The 13,599-nt window shown below is 63.4% G+C and carries 11 protein-coding genes; 10 read left to right on the top strand and 1 reads right to left on the bottom strand.

Translation table 11 applies throughout. The features are described from left to right. Positions 1-185 precede the first annotated feature (185 nt). The 4 genes from B5F70_RS08320 to B5F70_RS08305 all read left to right on the top strand — a co-directional run bounded on the left by B5F70_RS08320 (position 186) and on the right by B5F70_RS08305 (position 5,670). Positions 186-710: a MarR family transcriptional regulator gene (locus B5F70_RS08320; RefSeq protein WP_087205113.1), complete on the top strand. Its 525-nt coding sequence runs from the start codon at positions 186-188 to the stop codon at positions 708-710. Continuing rightward, positions 703-2,517 (top strand): ABC transporter ATP-binding protein, encoded by a 1,815-nt coding sequence (locus tag B5F70_RS08315; RefSeq protein WP_087205112.1) that lies wholly within the window; start codon positions 703-705, stop codon positions 2,515-2,517. The genes B5F70_RS08320 and B5F70_RS08315 overlap by 8 nt, the downstream gene beginning before the upstream one ends. Positions 2,518-2,668: 151 nt before the next feature. Further along, positions 2,669-4,567: an ABC transporter ATP-binding protein gene (locus tag B5F70_RS08310; protein WP_087205173.1), complete on the top strand. Its 1,899-nt coding sequence runs from the start codon at positions 2,669-2,671 to the stop codon at positions 4,565-4,567. A 215-nt stretch (positions 4,568-4,782) separates the two neighbouring features. Continuing rightward, positions 4,783-5,670 carry an aldose 1-epimerase family protein gene (locus B5F70_RS08305; protein WP_087205111.1) on the top strand — a complete coding sequence of 296 codons (888 nt, stop codon included), beginning with the start codon at positions 4,783-4,785 and terminating at the stop codon, positions 5,668-5,670. 15 nt (positions 5,671-5,685) lie between these two features. On the opposite strand, the gene B5F70_RS08300 is transcribed toward B5F70_RS08305, so the two are convergent. Further along, complete coding sequence (locus B5F70_RS08300; RefSeq protein ID WP_143753948.1) at positions 5,686-6,687, bottom strand: hypothetical protein; 1,002 nt, start codon at positions 6,685-6,687, stop codon at positions 5,686-5,688. Positions 6,688-7,464: 777 nt separating this feature from the next. On the opposite strand from B5F70_RS08300, the gene prfA reads away from it, so the two are divergent. The 6 genes from prfA to rpiB all read left to right on the top strand — a co-directional run bounded on the left by prfA (position 7,465) and on the right by rpiB (position 13,532). Next, positions 7,465-8,532: a peptide chain release factor 1 gene (gene prfA, locus B5F70_RS08295; RefSeq protein WP_087205109.1), complete on the top strand. Its 1,068-nt coding sequence runs from the start codon at positions 7,465-7,467 to the stop codon at positions 8,530-8,532. Between the two features lie 289 nt (positions 8,533-8,821). Next, entirely contained in the window at positions 8,822-10,027 is a 1,206-nt protein-coding gene (locus tag B5F70_RS08290) for a HemK/PrmC family methyltransferase (RefSeq protein WP_087205108.1), read from the top strand. 215 nt (positions 10,028-10,242) lie between these two features. Further along, complete coding sequence (locus B5F70_RS08285) at positions 10,243-11,001, top strand: L-threonylcarbamoyladenylate synthase (protein WP_087205107.1); 759 nt, start codon at positions 10,243-10,245, stop codon at positions 10,999-11,001. 5 nt (positions 11,002-11,006) lie between these two features. Then, entirely contained in the window at positions 11,007-12,566 is a 1,560-nt protein-coding gene (gene glpK, locus B5F70_RS08280; RefSeq protein WP_087205106.1) for a glycerol kinase GlpK, read from the top strand. 144 nt (positions 12,567-12,710) lie between these two features. Beyond that, positions 12,711-12,962, top strand: coding sequence for a hypothetical protein (locus tag B5F70_RS08275; protein ID WP_087205105.1), 252 nt, complete (start codon positions 12,711-12,713; stop codon positions 12,960-12,962). Positions 12,963-13,091: 129 nt separating this feature from the next. Beyond that, positions 13,092-13,532 (top strand): ribose 5-phosphate isomerase B, encoded by a 441-nt coding sequence (rpiB, locus tag B5F70_RS08270; RefSeq protein WP_087205104.1) that lies wholly within the window; start codon positions 13,092-13,094, stop codon positions 13,530-13,532. Positions 13,533-13,599 lie beyond the last annotated feature (67 nt).

The raw sequence follows: 13,599 nt of genomic DNA, 5'->3' as shown, positions 1-13,599 counted from the left end.
GGATGCAAGGTGCCGGGGGCCTTCACTGGTATACGGTCGATGTGCCGTTAGGTGACCCATCAATTGTTAAGAACCCATACAATCCTGCAACCTAATCATTTGGTACCTTGATGATTGTGGGCAAGGGGAGTAGACTGCTTTTGTTTCAAAGGAAGGTAAGAACGAAGAAGGGGGGAGGGCTACGAATGGATGAGGAGAAAACCTCGGGGATGCCGTCGGCCGGGGATGCGGAGAGGGTGCCGGTAGAGCCGGAAGATCTTGCTGCCCCGACTCATCCCGATGCGGAGCTCAGCGACGACGAACTCGCCAAGGCGTTGCTCCACGGGCTCGGCTTCTGCGGGCACTACCTGCATTTCCACGGCGGGGGCATGTCCGGGCGGGCGCCCATCATCTGCCTCATCGCCAAACGCGGCGGTCAGATGTCTCAGCAGGAGCTTGGGGCCTGCTTTGAGCTCAAGCCGGGCTCGCTTTCGGAGGTGCTCAACAAGATGGAGGTCGCCGGCCTCATCGAGCGCGAGCGCAATCCGGAGGATCGCCGGCAGCTTACCATCCGCCTGACCGAGGCGGGGGTGGAGCAGGCGCGCTTAGAGCAGGAGAGCCGTACGCGCTTTAGGAGCGAGGCGTTCACCTGCCTGACCGATGCCGAGAAGCTCGAGTTGCTCGGTATGCTCCGCCGCATTCGTACCAGATGGGAGGAACTAGATGCTTAAAACTCTCATGGCAAGCATCCGTGAGTATAAGAAGGCGGCTATCGCCACGCCGCTCATCGTGTCGGGCGAGGTCGTCATGGAGGTGGCGATCCCGTTCGTGACCGCCCAGCTCATCAACGCCATTCAGGCGGGCGCGACGGTGGCCGATATGCTGCCCTACGCGGGCATTTTGATCGCCATGGCGCTCGCCTCGCTCGCCTTTGGTATCGGCGCGGGCATCACCTGCTCCGAGGCCAGCTGCGGCTTTGCCAAGAACCTGCGCCACGACGTCTTTGCCGCCGTGCAGCGCTTCAGCTTCGCCAACATCGATCAGTTCTCGAGCTCCTCGCTCGTGACTCGCCTCACGACGGACATCACGAACGTCCAGCTCGCCTACATGATGGTTATCCGCACCGCCATCCGCTGCCCGATGCTGCTGCTCGCCGGCATCATCATGGGCTTCATCATGGGCGGCCCCATGGCCATCGTGTATGTGATCGTCGTGCCGCTTCTGGGCTTTGGCCTCTTCAAGGTCGTGCGCACCGTGCACCCGATCTTCCGCGCGGTCTTCCATAAGTACGACGCGCTGAACGAGTCCATCGAGGAGAACGTCACCGGCATGCGCGACGTCAAGAGCTACGTGCGCCAGGAGTACGAGAAGGAGAAGTTCGGCCGCGCCGCTCAGGACGTCTGCCGCGACTTCACCCGTGCCGAGAAGATCCTCGCCTTCAACGCGCCGATGATGAACCTCGCCGTGTTCACGGTCTTTGCTGTGGTCATCCAGTTCGGTAGCTACCTCATCGTTTCCACCAAGGGCGTGGCGCTGAACGTCGGCCAGTTCTCGGCACTCACCACCTACGGCTTCATGATCCTCATGGCCCTCATGATGGTGTCGATGGTCTTTGCCATGATCACCATGGCGCAGGAGTCTGCCGAGCGTATCGTCGAGGTCATCGAGACCGAGCCCACCATCAAGAACCCGGAGAATCCGGTGATGGAGATGGCGGATGGCTCCATCGACTTTGACCACGTGACGTTCAAGTATTCCGAGAAGGCCGAGAACGCGGCGTTGACCGACATCGACCTGCACATTCGCTCCGGCGAGACCATCGGCATCATGGGCGGCACCGGTTCGGCTAAGACCTCGCTCGTGAATCTCATCAGCCGCCTGTACGACGTGACCGAGGGCTCGGTCAAAGTGGGCGGCGTGGACGTGCGCGACTACGACCTCGAGTACCTCCGCAACAACGTCGCCGTGGTGCTGCAAAAAAACGTGCTCTTCTCGGGCACCATCAAGGAGAACCTGCGTTGGGGCGACCCGAACGCCTCCTACGACGAGCTCGTGGAGGTCTGCAAGCTCGCTCAGGCGGACGAGTTCATCCAGGGCTTCCCGCAGAAGTACGACACCTACATCGAGCAGGGCGGCACCAACGTCTCCGGTGGTCAGAAGCAGCGTCTGTGCATTGCGCGCGCCCTGCTGAAGCGCCCGAAGGTCCTCATCCTCGACGATTCCACGAGCGCCGTCGACACCAAGACCGACGCGCTTATCCGCGAGGGTCTGGCGAGCTACCTGCCCGACACGACCAAGATCATCATCGCGCAGCGTACGAGCTCCGTTGAGCACGCCGACCGCATTCTCGTGCTCGACAACGGTCGCATTGCCGGCCTCGGCAGCCACGCCGAGCTCATGGAGAACTGCGAGATCTACCGCGAGACCTACACCTCGCAGAACCGTACCGGTGAGGAGGACGCGGAGGCAGGCGCCGCCGCTGAGCCCGCGCCGCACGTTGAGCCCGCCCTGGAAGGAGGTGTCGCCGATGAGCAGTAAGACCGAGTTCACCGAGAAGGACTTTGAGGCCGAGGTCGAGCGCGTGAGTGCCGCCTCCGGCAACGACAACTCCTACCCGGCGCCCCAGAAGCGCGACCCGCGCTACGTGGATGAGAACGATACGCGCCAAAACGTCGCAGGCCGCCGCGCCATGCCCCAGAAGAAGGGCATGGGCGTCCGGCTCAAGACGCTCGTCCGCGTCATCAAGACCCTGTTCTCCTTCTATCCCAAGATGCTGCCGCTCGTGCTGGTGTTCATCATCATTTCCGGCATCCTGGGCACGCTGCCTGCGACCTTTATGCAGCGCGCGCTCGAGATCGTGACCGCTGTGTGGCAGACGGGCGACTGGGCGAGCGTGTCCGGCCAGATCACCACGCTCACGCTCACGCTTATTGGCATGTACGCCATCATCCTCGTGCTGAACTTCAGCTACACCCGCGTGATGGCCATCATCACGCAGGGCTCGCTCGAGAAGTTCCGCGAGAAGCTCTTCGATCACATGCAGGACCTGCCGATCAGCTACTTCGACACGCATCAGCGTGGCGACATCATGAGCCACTACACCAACGACATCGACACGCTTCGCCAGATGATTGGCCAGTCGCTGCCCAACATCACGCTCACCATCGTCACCATCTGCTCGGTGACCTGCGTGATGCTCTACTACAGCGTGTGGATGTTCCTCGTGGTTATCGCCGGCGTGCTCTTTATGGCCTACATGACCAAGACGCTCGGCGGCCGCTCCGCCAAGAACTTTGTTGCGCAGCAGAAGGAGATTGGCGTTGTCGAGGGCCACGTCGAGGAGATTATGAACGGTCAGCGCGTGGTGAAGGTCTTCTGCCACGAGGATGCCGCCCAGGAGGACTTCGACGTCCGCAACGAGGCGCTCTTCCGTGCATCGCGCGCCGCGAACCTCTACTCCAACACGCTCGGCCCCATCCTCATGAACCTCGGCAACCTGCTCTACGTGGTCGTGGCGCTTATGGGCGGCGTCTTTATTGCCTACCAGGTGCCCAACCTTTCGTTCTCGGGTCTGCCGCTCACCATTGCGGTGGCGGTGCCGTTCTTGAACATGACCAAGCAGTTTGCCGGCCAGATTGGTCAGATCTCGCAGCAGATCAACGCCGTGGTCATGGGCCTCGCCGGCGCCGAGCGTCTCTTCGAGCTGCTCGACGAGGAGCCCGAGCATGACGAGGGCTACGTGACGCTCGTCAACACCAAGATGCAGAACGGCGAGCTCGTGGAGACCACGAAGCGCACCGGCCGTTGGGCGTGGAAGTGGCCGCATCACGACGGCACCGTCGAACTCGTGCCGCTTGAGGGCGACGTGCGCCTCTACGACGTGGACTTTGGCTACAAGCCGGGCCACACGGTGCTGCACGACATCTCGGTCTGGGCGAAGCCGGGCCAGAAGATCGCGTTCGTGGGTGCTACCGGTGCTGGTAAGACCACCATCACGAACCTCATCAACCGCTTCTACGACATTCAGGACGGCAAGATCCGCTACGACGGCATCAACGTCAACAAGATCCGCAAGGATGACCTTCGCCGTTCGCTCGGCATGGTGCTGCAGGACGTGAACCTCTTTACCGGCACCGTGATGGACAACATCCGCTACGGCCGTCTCGACGCTACGGACGAGGAGTGCATCGCCGCCGCCAAGCTCGCGGGCGCGCACGGCTTCATCGAGCGCCTGCCCGAGGGGTACCAGACGATGCTCACCGACAACGGCTCCAACCTCTCCCAGGGCCAGCGCCAGCTGCTGTCGATCAGCCGCGCCGCGGTGGCCGACCCGCCGGTCATGATCCTCGACGAGGCGACGTCTTCCATCGACACGCGCACCGAGGCCATCGTGCAGCGCGGTATGGACGCCCTCATGAACGGCCGCACCACGTTTGTCATCGCGCACCGCCTGTCGACGGTTCGCAACTCCGATGCCATCATCGTGCTCGACCACGGTCGCATCATTGAGCGCGGCAGCCATGACGAGCTGATCGCCAAGCGCGGTACGTACTACCAGCTCTACACGGGCGCCTTTGAGCTCGAGTAGCGCATCTGTGCATGGGGGGGCCGCCCATCGCGCCCCCTGTCACCTGCGACCCGTCCGGACCTGTCCGGGCGGGTCGTTTGCCGCTCGCGGATGCGGCGTGCTCCCCTCGTGTGGCAACGGCTAAGATAAAAAGACGGGGCCTGACGGATGCGAAGGGGCCCTTCGGCCATGCCACCTCGACCGGCTTGGCCGCCATGCCGGTGAAAGGGGTTCACATGTCTTGCGTCACCACCATTCAGAAGGGCGCACTTACCGCCAAGGTCAGCTCTTTGGGCGCCGAGCTCCAGAGCCTTACGCTCGATGGCCGCGAGTATCTCTGGCAGGCCGATCCCGCGTTTTGGGGTAAGCACGCGCCGGTGCTCTTCCCCATCGTGGGTTCCATTCGCAACGACTACGCCGAGTCCGCCGAGGGCCCCTGCCACATGGGTCGCCACGGCGTGGCGCGCATCAACGAGCACGAGCTCGTTTCGGTCTCCGAGGACGGCTCGAGCGTGACCTATGAGCTTGTGAGCAACGATGAGACGCGCGCACAGTACCCCTATGACTTCAAGCTCAACATGACCTATGCCATCACGGGGCCGGCGACGCTCACGCAGACGTTCCGCGTCGAGAACACGGGAAGCGTCGTGCTGCCGTTCTCGGTGGGCGGGCATCCTGCCTTTAACGTGCCCGTTGAAGGGACGGGCGAGGCCTACGAGGATTACGAGTTCCGGTTTGTCGAGCCGTGGACGGCCGATTGCCCCAAGCTCGTCGAGGGCGGCCTTGCCACGTACCAGGATACGTTCCGCACCGTGGACGGCTCGGACACCTTGCCGCTCACGCGCGATATCTTCCGCTTCGACACCATGATTTTGGACCATGTGCCGGGCGATACGCTCTCGCTGGTGGGCACAAAGTCCGGTCATGGCATCCGCATCGATTTTGCCGGCTTCGACTTTGTGGGCGTTTGGGCGGCGCCGGGCGCCCCGTTTGTGGCGCTTGAGCCTTGGACGGGCCACACCACGCTCGATACCGAGGACGATGTGCTGGAGCACAAGGAGAACATCACGATGCTCGAGCCCGGTGCGGTGGACGAGCGCTCGTTCGACATCACGCTCCTCTAACCAGAGGACGTTCGCCTACGGTGTGGAGGGGCTGTCATCCGGCTTCCGGCAGTTGCGGAGGACGAAGGTGCGCAGCTCCTCCTGGCGGATGCGAAAGGCTTCGTTCAGATAGCGCTGCTTGATGTGTGCATGCCGCTCGATGCTCGCCATAAGACGCCGGAACGACAGCACGCTGAACAGGGCGGAGCGATCGATTACCAGCATCTCGTATCCCATGGCGTGCAGCGCGTTTAGGCGCTCCGCGTCGATGATGCGTTGGTCAGTCTGCTCGTGGAGGATTCCGTTGTACTCAATGTCGAGCAGGCATCGCGCGATAAACGCGTCGCAAATAAGGGTCTTTCGCCGGGTGAGTTTACGCGCGGCTTTTGTCACCGGAATCTCGTGATTCATGGTAACCGAGCGAATGCCCAAGCCGCCCTCGCGCATGGACAGGACGAGCAACATGACCGTGGCGGTCTCCATCGGGCTCCGCGAGCCGTCACGGACATAGCGCAGCGCGCGCAGGGCTTTTGCGGCGTGATTGCGTTGGCGCATCGCGAGAAAGAACGCGCGCAGGTCTTCCGTGGTCGTGCGCGCCGTCTTGAGCTTACGATACGATTCGTTTCCTCCGGGGAAGAGGGCGTAGGTGCCGCAGAGCTCGAAATAGTACTCGATGAGCTCGCGCAGGGACAGATACGATGCCGCCCCAAGCGCGCAGAGTCGTACGTCGGGGACGAGCACTCCCTTTTCGATTTCGAGGAGTGTGCGGGCGGGAAGTTCGCCGCCCAGCAGGTGGCAGGTGATGCCGGGCATGACGCGTCGCTCGCTCGGCTTCGAGACGATAACCTCGAGGTTTTCGAGCGCTTCCTCTGCAGGGCCGGACCTCTGCAGGGCCGCGCGGGCGTAGGCGATCGAGCACGCGCAGGGTGCGCCGGTTTTGAGGGGCGCCGGTTCTAGGGGGAATCTGCGCAGGTCGCCCAGCGGGAGGGGCAGTTGGTGGAAGGCGCGTGCCGTCCTATGTGACACCACGATACTCATGGCTAGATAATGCCGCCATCTGGCGCGTTGCAGCACAAGAAACGGGGAGAAAAGAAAAACTTGGGTCATGAATCTGACACAAATTGTACGCGGATTTGACGGAGTCACCGATAGGTGTGATAACCCGGTGGCGGACGATTTCGGAGGGGGCAAAGTCGGCGCGCCTCACGGACCGGACAGGCAGGGCGAGCGAAGCGGAGCGTATGTCCACGCGACGTGAGGGGACGAATCGGGCAGATTGTATGTCCGCCGTGGTGCGGGGAGAAAAGTGGCAGATTGTATAGGCAGATTGTATGTTCTGTCTTTCGGCCGGGAAAAGCCCAGTTCAGAGAGGTGCAAAAAAGCGGCGCATTGTATAGAAAGATACATTCCGCCCCTTTTCTCCCCGCACGGACATACAATCTGCCGTTTCTCTCCCTTTCTCGTCGTGACATACAATCTGCCGGTTCTGTCCCTCTCCCGTCAGGACATACAATCTGCCGGTTCTGTCCCCTCGGAGCAGGGGATAAGAGAGGCTTGCCGTGCGCCCGGCCATGCGGGCGGCCCATGAGTTGAAAGGTTGGAGAAGCCGAGGTCTTGCGCTCCCACCTTGAGTTTTGCTACGAGCTGGGTATCATAGGAGGGCTGAGAGAAGGAGAGCGCATGTACATAAGGTTCGACATGTTCTAACTGGCTTACGGTTCGATGCGCCGTGTGCGAGCCGCCCGATGCGGGCGCCGGTGACGGCCGCAGCGTGACAGCCCCCTTCCATCACACCCAACCAGCAAAGGAATCATCATGCGCGACAAGCTAGAGAAACTCATCGCCGCCTACGAGGAGCTCGAAAAGAAGCTCTCCGACCCTTCGGTGGCATCCGATATCAAGGAGTTCACCCGCCTCAACAAGGAGTATGCGCACCAGACCGCATTGGTGACGGCGGCGCGCGAGTACCTCTCGGCGCTCGATGACATCGAGGCCGCCAAGGAGATGCTGCACGACACCACCGATGCGGATGAGAAGGCCATGCTCCAGGAGGACATCGCCGACAACGAGGCCAAGCTTCCCCAGCTTGAGGAAGACATCAAGTTCATGCTTATCCCGGGCGATCCCAACGATGAGAAGAACACCATCGTTGAGATCCGCTCCGCTGCCGGCGGCGACGAGGCCGCCATCTTTGCCGGCGATCTTTTTAAGATGTACCAGCGCTTCTGCGAGGCACAGGGCTGGAAGCTCGAGGTGCTCGATTCGAGCCCCAGCGAAGCCGGTGGCTTCAAATCCATCGAGTTCAAGGTGAACGGCGACAAGGTCTATTCCGTCATGAAGTACGAGAGCGGCGTGCATCGCGTGCAGCGCGTGCCCAAGACCGAAAGCCAGGGTCGTATCCAGACCTCGACGGCCACGGTGGCGGTGCTGCCGGAAGCGGATGAGATCGACATCAAGATCGATCAGTCCGACCTGCGCATCGACACGTATTGCGCCTCCGGCCCGGGCGGCCAGTGCGTCAACACCACCTACTCGGCGGTGCGCATCACCCACTTGCCGACCAACACCGTGGTGCAGTCGCAGGAGCAGCGCTCGCAGATTCAGAACCGCGAGGTCTGCATGCAGATGCTGCGCGCCCGCCTGTACGAGATGGAGCTCGAGAAGCAGCAGGCAGAGCTCGGCGCCGAGCGTCAGAGCCAGATTGGCCACGGCAATCGCTCGGAGAAGATCCGCACGTACAACCAGCCGCAGGATCGTGTGACCGACCACCGCATTGGCTTCAACTCCACCTACAACGGCGTGCTGTTGGGCGACCAGCTGGGCACGGTGATCGACGCGCTTGCAGCGGCCGATCGTGCCGAGAAGCTCGCCCAGGCCGTGTAAGCCGGGCGCATCGAGATGAGGACGGGCATCCTGCGGGATGCCCGTTTCTGTGCAGGTATGATGGAGGCCGGCCGGGCATATTCGCGTGCGACGCGTGTGCAAAGGCCAAAAAGCGCGCCGTATACCAGCGCGGTTAGAGGCGCGTTGATTCTGGTGCGCCGGCGCTCAGGCCCACGTGGAAATCAACGGCCGTCTGGTTAGATGCCTCGGGTAGCGTGGGGGCTGGAGGTACGTTGACGGCGACGGCCGGTTTGCGGCCGTGCCGCCGTTTGGAGCGATGGGGGTTGCCATGGATGGCTATGCCGGTGAGAAGACAGGGTATGGAGCGACGTATGGCGCGGAGGCGCCGTCGGGCGCGGGCGCAGCGGTGTCGCCGGGTACGGCCGGCGCCGTGACGTCGTCGGTGGCAGCCTCCGCGAGTACGGCTCCCCAGGAGGACGTGTGGACCATCAAGCGGTGCCTCGAGTGGAGCGAGGGCTACCTCGGTCGCCATGGTGAGGAGCGCCCGCGCCTGGCTGCCGAATGGCTGCTCTGCGCCGCCGTGCATAAGAAGCGGATCGAGCTCTACGTTGACTTTAACCAGCCGATGACGATGGAGGAGCGCAGCGTGGTCCGCGAGGGGCTCCGGCGCCGCGTGGCGGGAGAGCCCCTTCAATACATCACCGGTGAGACCGCGTTTCGCCAACTCGATATCATCTGCGAGCCGGGTGTGCTCATCCCGCGGCCCGAGACCGAGCTGCTTTGCGAGTTTGTGCTCGACTATATCGACCGCACCGTGCTGCACCGCGACGCCGAAGAGGAGCGGTGCGCGCGCGCCGCGCTGCCGTGGAACGCGGAGGTGGAGCGCCTGCGCGCGGCCGAAGAGGCTGCACGCGCTGCGGAGCCGGGGTCCTCTGCGGCAGGGTCGGAGGCGGGCGAGTTGCCCGGCCAGGATGACGAGGCGGGCGCCCTGCCTGCGCCCGAGCCGCGGACGGCGCGCGTGTTTGAGGTCGGTTGCGGGACGGGCTGCATCTCCCTCTCGCTTGCCGCCGAGCGCCCGGGCCGGGTAACGTGCGTGGCGACGGATGTTGAGCCGCGCGCCATCTCCCTCGCCGAGCGTAACCGCGAGCGCGCCGGCATCGCGACGGATGCCGTAGAGGTGCGCGAGGGCGACTTGGTACGCCCGATGCGGCCGGAGGAGCGCGAGACATTTGACGTGCTTGTTTCGAACCCGCCGTATATACCGAGCGGCGTGATGGCAACGCTGCCGCGCGAGGTGTCCGCCTTTGAGCCGCACCTCGCCCTCGATGGCGGCGCCGACGGTCTCGACGTGTTTCGTCGTCTGCTCGATGCGGCCCCCGATGTGCTCCGTCAGGGAGGCCTTTTTGCATGCGAGCTCTTTGAAGACGCGACGGAGCCGGCTGCCGAGCTCTGCCGACAGGCGGGTATGGCAGATGTGCGCGTCGCCAGCGATTTGACCGGCAGACCGCGCTTCGTGCTCGCGCAGCTCCCCTAGCGCGCATCCGCATCCGATACCGGCCGTTCGTGCGCAAGACGCTCAGCGACGGGCGGCTGGTATCGCCACGATTCGCGCGCATTTGCCCCTTTTGCCGAGCGACAGGGGCCGTTTGCGTTGCATATTGACGATGTGTCCCATAAGAGCGCTATGCCGTGAGACAATACAGCGGAAAAGGTCAGTGAGCATAGGGCGATAAGGACAGGCGACATACTATGGGGCATATCTACCGCATCGCAAGCGATGTGGAGTTGGAACAGTGCGCCGCGATTCAGACGGCGGCGCAGGTGCTGCGGGAGGGTGGCCTTGCCCTTATCCCTACCGAGACCGTGTACGGCCTCGCGGTCGCCATGCTCCCTTCTATGGGTGAGCCCGCGTTCGGTGACGGGCGGGCGGAGCGTGAGACGGTGCGGGTAAACGGCTGCCCGGTACCCCCCGCGTCGTCGGGCTACCGGCGTATCTTCGCCGTTAAGCAGCGCGATCTTACCCAAACGGTGCCTTGGCTCGTGGCAGATGCCGGCGCCCTCGACCGCTATGGGCGCGACGTCGACGAGCGGGCGCGCGTGCTCGCCGAGGCCTTCTGGCCGGGTGCGCTCACCATCATCGTGCCCGCGCGCGAAAACGTCCCTGCGTATTGTCGAGCGGCCGACGGCACGGTTGCGCTGCGCGCCTCGGCCTCTCCCGTCGTTGCCGCGCTCATACGGGTCCTCGGCGCCCCTCTCGCCTGTACGAGCGCAAACACCCACGGGGCTCCCGCCCCGGCGTCGTTTGACGCGGTCGAGCCACGTGTGCTCGCCGGCGTTGACATCGCACTCGATGCGGGCCCCACGCCCTGCCAGGATGCGTCGACCATCGTCGCCTGCGCGGCGGAGGGGGTTCGCATCGTGCGCCAGGGGTCGCTCGCAGCCGGTGCCATCGAGCGCGCCCTTATCCGGGCGGGGTTCGCTCCGTCCTCGCCTGCGGAAGAAAGGTAGATGTCATGCCGCTCTCCCTGAAAGACCTCGGTCTCGCCGACCTCGGGTACACCTTCGGCGGCTCCTATATCATGGCGCTCGACGCGGGCACCACGTCGGTGCGCGCCATCATTGTGGACGAGTTCGGCGGCGTGGTGGCCCAGGCGTCGCGTCCGCTAAAGATCCGCTACCCCGAGCCCGGCTGGGTCGAGCAGGACCCCACCGAGATCTTGGCGTCTATGATCTCGGTTATCGTCGAGGTTCAGTTCAGAAGCGGTATCCACTCAGATAGCATTGCCGCGGTGGGCATCTCCAACCAGCGCGAAACCTGCGTGGTATGGGACCGCGAGAGCGGCCAGCCCGTCTACAACGCCATCGGATGGCAATGCCGCCGCACGGCGCCCGCAGCGGCCGCGCTTGTCGAGCGGGGGCTCGCCGATGCCATCCGCGTCAAAACCGGCCTCACGCCGGATGCGTATTTCTCGGCCACCAAGGTTGCATGGATTCTCGACAACGTTGCCGGCGCGCGCGAGATGGCTGAGGCTGGCAAGCTCGTCTTCGGCACCATCGACACCTGGCTTATCTACAACCTTACCGGCGGCGACGTCATCGCGACCGATTACACCAACGCCAGCCGGACGATGCTCTTCAACATCCACGAGCTTGACTGGGATGATGAGCTGCTCGCCCTCTTCGGCATCCCGCGGGCGATGATGCCCGAGCTCAAGTGGAGCGCCGACGACTTCGGTCGCGTCTCCGACGAGATCATGACGCACCGACCTCCCATTGCGGGGGTGGCGGGCGATCAGCAGGCGTCGCTTTTCGGTCACTGCTGCTTCCGTCCGGGCGAGGCGAAGACCACCTACGGCACCGGTTGCTTCCTGCTCATGAATACAGGCGACACGGTTATCGACTCGCGGGAAGGGCTCGTGGCGACCATCGGCATCGCCGAGGGCGGTGCGGTGAGCTACGCGCTCGAGGGCTCGATCTTTCATGCGGGGTCGACCCTCAAATGGCTGCGCGACGGGCTCGGGCTTATCACCGATGTGCGGGATACGGCGGATATCGCGCTCTCTCGGCCGGATAACGACGGCTGCTACCTCGTGCCGGCGTTCAGCGGACTCGGCGCCCCCTGGTGGGATGCCGGTGCTCGCGGGCTCATCTGCGGCCTCACCGCTGCCTCCGACCGGGCGACGGTCGTGCGCGCGGCGTGCGAGTCCCTCGCGTACCAGGTGTATGACGTGCTGCGCGCCATGGAGCGCGACGCGGGATGCGAGTTGGGCGAGCTCAAGGTCGACGGCGGCGCATCGCGCAACGCCTTCATCATGCAGTTTCAGGCAGATCTGCTCACTATACCCGTGGTTCAGTCCGAGGCGGTCGAGACCACGGCGCTCGGCGCCGCCTATTTGGCGGGGCTTTCGGTGGGGTATTGGGAGGACCGCGAGGAGCTGCTCTCCAATCGCGCCGTAGCCGAGCGCTTCGTCCCGGCGGCGGGTGACGAGGCGGAGGAGATGCGCCGGCACAACCTCCGAGGCTGGCACGAGGCGGTGGCCCGCGCACGCACCTCCGGTGGCGCGGCGCGCTAGGTGCGGGCCATTGTCCGCGTGTGGCGCGCGCTGGGTGGAAGGCGCCATCCCCATAAGCTCATGATGAGCTAGAAGTCAGCTGGGCGCTCTCGGGCAATGGCGAGCAGTCCTCCAGAATCGATTCGCTCCGATTAGGAGAAAACGATGCTCCAATCGAAGATTTCCCCTGTGACGACACCTCTGGGCAATTCCCGCCTCTTGCCTGTCTTTGATGGAGAGGGCGAGCGGGCGCTTGACATTAAGCCCTATGCCTCAGATCCCTGGTACGGAGAGCTTCTTGACGTCGCCTGCTTCAAGAAGGTGCGCATTCTCGACGGTGGTTCGGGTGCCGAGTTGCCCCACGGTCAGGATATTGCACTCCATGAACGATATGATCTGAGCGTTCCTGTTGCCTAGCTAATATAGGAATGCCACGGAGGAGCCAGCAAGCGGAGCTCAGGAGCGGTCGTTGTTTTCAGAAACGACGCATGTCCACTATCATAGAAGGTACGGCAAGCAATCCGTTATGTAGGAGAGGACGAGCTTATGCGTATCGCCATTGGAGCCGATCACGGCGGATTCGAGCAGAAGCAGGCCATGGTTGCCTACCTGCGCGACGATCTGGGCTGCGAGGTAGAGGACATGGGGTGCGATTCGGCGGAGAGCGTCGACTATCCCGATTATGCGGCGCCGGTCGCCCATGCCGTGGCTGATGGCCGCGCCGATTTTGGCGTGCTTATCTGCGGAACCGGTATCGGCATGGCCATAGCGGCGGACAAGGTCGCCGGCATCCGCGCCTCATCCATCACCACGCCCGCCTTTGCCGAGCTCTTCCGTCAGCACAACAACGGCAACGTGGTATGCCTCTCGGGTCGTTTTGTTGATCTCGCCGTCAACAAGGAGATTGTGAAGACGTTTTTGGAGACGCCGTTTGAGGGCGGTCGTCACGAGGGGCGCGTCGCCAAGATCGCGGCGCTTCAGGAGTAAGGTCCAAGGCGTTCCCGTCCCGTTGCGAATCTGGTTGACATCATCATGGAAAAAGCACCTTTGGCAA

The sequence above is a fragment of the Collinsella sp. An268 genome, assembly GCF_002159765.1.
Classification (GTDB): domain Bacteria; phylum Actinomycetota; class Coriobacteriia; order Coriobacteriales; family Coriobacteriaceae; genus Coprousia.
The sequence above is the reverse complement of the archived record's forward strand: the minus strand, read 5'-3'. Positions and strand labels throughout refer to the sequence as shown.